The organism is Arthrobacter sp. JCM 19049 (genome assembly GCF_001310435.1).
Genome location: NZ_BAXF01000589.1, coordinates 1 through 1190 on the forward strand (window position 1 = coordinate 1; position 1190 = coordinate 1190).

Here is a 1190-nt window from a genome sequence, read left to right on the forward strand (position 1 = left end):
GCAGCGACCCGATCTTGGACTGGGTGCGCGGCACCGCCCTGCTGCCGGTGAAGGCCGCCCTGGATCCGGAGGACTACCGGCGCTTCGAAGACGACTACCGCCAGGCGGTCGGCGGGCACTACCGGCGCATCGAGGTCGCCGGCGGGCAGCAGCTGACCAACTTCCCGTTCCGCCGGATCTTCATGGTCGGGCAGAAGCTCGGACGGCCGGGAAGCTAGCCGGTCCCGGGCCGGCTACCAGCCGCGTTCCTGCCATTCCTCCAGGTGCGGGCGCTCCTGGCCCAGGGTGGTGGAATCCCCATGCCCGGGCAGCACCACCGCCTCATCCGGGTAGGCGCCAAAGAGCCGCTCACTGACATCGGCGAACAGCTGCATGAAACGCTGGGGATCTTCCCCGGTGTTGCCCACTCCGCCGGGGAAGAGCGAATCCCCGCTGAGGATCGCGATCCTGCCCGAGGAATCACGCACCACGTAGGCGATCGAACCGGGGGTGTGCCCGCGCAGGTGCACGCAGTCGATCACCACGTCCCCCAGCGGCAGCCGGTCCCCGTGCTTGACCGGGTTGCTGGTCGCCACCCCGCTATGCTGCTCGATCTGCGCCGCATCCTCGGCCCCGGCGTAGGTTGGCACCGGGTGCGCCTGATGCGCCTGGGACAGCGCCCGCACATGGTCCCAATGCTGGTGGGTGGTGGCGATGCCCACCAGCTCCGGTTCGGGCCCGTCCCCGGCGGCCTGCTCGATCATCGCCGAGATCGCCGACCAGTCATCGGCCGCGTCCACCAGCAGCTGCTTGCCGCTGGCCTTCTCGGTGAGCAGGTAGACGTTGTTGTCCATGTCGGAAACGCTTATCTGGCGAATGATTACGTCGTCAAGATCCAAGGTATTCATGCCCCCACCCTACGTCCGGCACCCGGGGCAAGGCGATAGGCTCAAGGGAACAACGATTTAGCTTTTCGATGAAATGGAAGTGACAGCAGCCATGGACAGCCTCGGGTTCATCACGATCGACGCGCAGGATCCCACCGCCCCCTACCAGCAGGTGCGCGAACAGATCCTGGCGGCGATCGCCGGGGGCAAGCTCGCCCCGGGAACCAAGCTGCCCTCCGTGCGGGCCCTGGCCGAGCAGCTGTCCCTGGCCACGAACACGGTCGCCAAGGTGTACAAGGAGCTCGAGGCCCAGGCGCGGTGGTC

Annotated in this window: 2 protein-coding genes and 1 pseudogene; 2 read left to right on the plus strand and 1 reads right to left on the minus strand. The window is 67.5% G+C overall.

Annotated features, from left to right (window positions below; genetic code table 11):
• Window positions 1–218: pseudogene (locus JCM19049_RS14730) on the plus strand (trans-aconitate 2-methyltransferase); the annotation flags it as partial.
• Window positions 219–233: 15 nt separating this feature from the next.
• On the opposite strand, the gene JCM19049_RS14735 reads toward JCM19049_RS14730, so the two are convergent.
• Window positions 234–833 carry an MBL fold metallo-hydrolase gene (locus tag JCM19049_RS14735; protein ID WP_374700326.1) on the minus strand — a complete coding sequence of 200 codons (600 nt, stop codon included), beginning with the start codon at window positions 831–833 and terminating at the stop codon, window positions 234–236.
• Window positions 834–978: 145 nt separating this feature from the next.
• On the opposite strand from JCM19049_RS14735, the gene JCM19049_RS14740 reads away from it, so the two are divergent.
• Window positions 979–1190, plus strand: a 212-nt coding sequence (locus JCM19049_RS14740; RefSeq protein WP_279403310.1) for a GntR family transcriptional regulator, incomplete at its 3' end; no start/stop codon positions are given.

Bases quoted from the DNA above. Each gene is read 5' to 3' on its own strand.
- JCM19049_RS14735 (WP_374700326.1), bottom strand. From the start codon at position 833: ATGGACAACAACGTCTACCTGCTCACCGAGAAGGCCAGCGGCAAGCAG.